3 protein-coding genes are annotated in these 2,732 nt (G+C 60.9%); all 3 read right to left on the bottom strand.

Going from position 1 to position 2,732, the window contains the following annotated elements; genetic code table 11:
• Nucleotides 1-839 (bottom strand): tRNA nucleotidyltransferase/poly(A) polymerase-related protein (locus AB5405_RS09690; RefSeq protein ID WP_368138340.1); only part of this gene is annotated, 839 nt, incomplete at its 3' end.
• 195 nt (nucleotides 840-1,034) lie between these two features.
• Nucleotides 1,035-1,967, bottom strand: a complete 933-nt coding sequence (locus AB5405_RS09685; protein WP_342996268.1) for a 1-phosphofructokinase family hexose kinase — start codon at nucleotides 1,965-1,967, stop codon at nucleotides 1,035-1,037.
• Between the two features lie 189 nt (nucleotides 1,968-2,156).
• A partial coding sequence (locus tag AB5405_RS09680; protein WP_368138339.1) for a 1-phosphofructokinase family hexose kinase occupies nucleotides 2,157-2,732 on the bottom strand: 576 nt, incomplete at its 5' end.

The following is a 2,732-nucleotide window of genomic DNA, read 5'->3' as shown; positions in this document are numbered from 1 at the left end:
AGGCTCGACGAGGGCGCGACGCCGTCGCACAGCGCCAGCTCCCCTGCCACCGTCAGCACACGGGCGATATGCTCGTAGACGTTAAAGGCATGGTAGACGCTACGCTGGTCAAAGCCACGGGCCGGGGCCAGCTCGGGCACAGCGGCGCAGATGAGCTCGGGATAGCGGAGCATCGCGTCTCCCCCATGACCGGTCGAAAGAATGCCCTCAAGCTCAATACCCACACGCTCGCGCGCCACGGCGTCGAGCAGCGGCGCGCACTCGGCAAGCGCGCGCTTAGTCTCGGGCTCAATCATAAAGTCCAGGCGGCAGGCAAAGCGCACCGCACGCAACATGCGCAGGGCGTCCTCGTTAAAGCGACGCTTGGGATCGCCGACAGCGCGAATCAGCTTGCGCTCCAAGTCACCCTGGCCGTCGTAGCAGTCGACAAGCCCGCGCTCGGGATGCCAGGCCATAGCGTTGACGGTAAAGTCGCGGCGCGCCAGATCGTCCTCGAGCGAGGCGGCACGCTCCACACTCTGGGGATGGCGACCATCGGTGTAAAAGCCATCCAGACGGTACGTGGTGACCTCGATACGCTCGCCATCGGAAATAGCCGTGATTCCGCCAAATTTAATGCCCGACTCCACGACCGCGATACCAGCGGCCTCGAGCGCCACCTTGGACTCCTGCCACAGGCCGCTACAGCACATATCAACATCGTGGCTGGGGCAACCCATCAGGGCGTCGCGCACCCAACCGCCCACGTACCAAGCCTCAAGACCAGCCGCCTCAAGCGCGCGCAGGACGCACAGGGACGCATCGGACGGTTGAGTACCGTTGAGCGAAACATTGCACATGCCTATGGCCTCCTGCACTTGTGAGCGTTAATCGATGGTTCTCAAGAAGTCTAACAAGAAACGAGAAAGCGCGCACACGCAATCGCGTCGTCAATTCCATAAAACGAGACAGCAGACGCCATATGCGTTCAGTGCACAAAAAACACCCGCCTCGGAGATCCAAAGCGGGTGTTCGGCAGCGATTTTTCGATGCGGCTAGCAGACCTGACGAACTTCGATGTTCTTCTTGTATTCGTCCACCTTGGCAAAGTCGCCCAGGCCCGGGCACTCGACCACGTTGGCGCCGGTGGCCATCGAAAGGCGCAGGGCATCCTCGACTCGCTCGGGGGCGTCGTGCCACACGGACAGGAAGGCAGCCAGCGAGGAATCGCCGGCGCACACCGTCGACAGCAGCTTGACGTCGAAGGTGCGATTGGCAAACCAGATGTGCTCGCCGTTGGAGAAGTACGCACCGGCGCCACCAAGGGTCAGCAGCACGTTCTTGGCGCCCTTGGCGTGCAGCTCGGCCATCGCGCCCTTGACGGACTCGTCGTCGCCACCGCTCACCTTAATGCCAAAGATGTCGAGCAGCTCATCGTCATTGGGCTTAATCAGCAGCGGCTCCATGGCAATGAGGTCTGCCAGCTGATGGCTCGAGATATCGAGGACGAACTCGGCCCCCTTGGCCTTGACGCGGCGCAGGACCTCGGCCAAGAAGCCCTCGGAAGTGTTGGGAGGCAGCGAGCCGCTGATGACCAGACAGGTCATGTCATCGAGCGAATCGATGAGCTCAAACATCTCCTGCTCGTTGGCCTCGTTGATGGCGGCACCGGCGTTGACCATGTTGTACTCGGTGTCGGGTCCGGCATTGAGGAACACGTTGACGCGCGTGATGCCGTCGGTCCAAACGGGCTTGACGGGCACGCCCAGGGCCTCGGCGCCCTTAACGATAAACTCGCCCGAGAAGCCGGCGAAAAAGCCCAGGATCGTGGTGTCAACACCGTAGTGATCGAGGGTGAACGAGACGTTGAGACCCTTGCCGTTGGGCGTGTAGACGGCGTTACGGGTACGCGTGACGGTGTTGGCAGCAAGGCCGTCGCAGGCGATGTTGTAGTCAATGGCGGGATTTGCAGTGAGCGTGTAAATCATGAATGTTCCTTTCACGAAGTAACGTGTTAATGAAAGTATATTCCACCCAACGGTAAAAGGCTAGGACAACTCGGTGAACGGTGTGGAAGCGATGAAGTACGGCAGAGCATCTCTCTCCAATAACGGAACAAAAAAGGCGCCCCAGCCGAAACCGGGGCGCCGCATGCGCACGAATATGTCGCGTTTCGATTACTGACGATCGAGCTTGCGGACAGCAACGCGCTTGCTGTACTCGTCGACGTGACCGAAGTCGCCGATGCCGACGGACTCGGCAACGTTGGCGCCGGTGGCCATAGCGAGCTTCATGGCCTCCTCGACGTTGTCGCGATCCCTGTACCACTTGTGCAGGAACGCAGCGAGGGTGCAGTCGCCGGCGCAGACAGAAGAAACCAGCTTGATGTTGAACTCACGCTTGGCGTACCAAATATCCTCGCCGTTGGAGAAGTAAGCGTCGCCGCGGCTACCACGGGTGAGCAGCACGTTCTGAACGCCAGCGTCGTGAGCCATCTTCATGGCAACGCGGACCTCGTCGTCGGTGTCGACCGGCACGCCGAAGATGGCCTTCATCTCGTGATGGTTCGGCTTGATGAGCAGCGGCTTCTTGTGAGCGAGCTCCTTGAGCTTGTCGGAGGACAGGTCCAGGACGACGTCGGCGCCACGAGCCTGAGCGTGCTCCATGACCTGAGCCAGGAAGTCGGGCGTAGCTTTGGGAGGCACGGAGCCGGAAACGATCAGGCACTCGAGATCGCCCGCGGTGTCCAGGAT

It is taken from the genome of Collinsella aerofaciens (assembly GCF_040920445.1).
Taxonomy (GTDB): domain Bacteria; phylum Actinomycetota; class Coriobacteriia; order Coriobacteriales; family Coriobacteriaceae; genus Collinsella; species Collinsella aerofaciens_BH.
This window is presented reverse-complemented; position numbering and strand designations above follow the sequence as displayed.